We start from the raw sequence: 241 nt of genomic DNA on the forward strand, positions 1-241 counted from the left end.
CGTCGGAGAGGACGCCGGCGAGCACGAGGTGGACCTCGACGAGAGTGTCGGGGAGGAGGCCTCGGGCGACACCGAGATTGACGAGGCCGTCCTTGCCGAGGCCGAGATCGAGGTGGCGGAGGACGAGGCCGACGATGCGGAGGACGCCGATGAGGTGGACTGGCGCGCCGACGGACCGTTCGACTCCGAGGAGGTGGAGCTCGGCGACGAGGTGACCCGGATCGACCTCGGATCGCTCGTG

1 pseudogene is annotated in these 241 nt (G+C 70.1%); it reads left to right on the forward strand.

From position 1 onward, the window contains the following. Positions 1–241 (forward strand): annotated as a pseudogene (locus BN358_RS26495) (hypothetical protein); the annotation flags it as partial.

Source organism: Sedimentibacter sp. B4 (assembly GCF_000309315.1).
GTDB lineage: Bacteria > Bacillota > Clostridia > Tissierellales > Sedimentibacteraceae > Sedimentibacter > Sedimentibacter saalensis.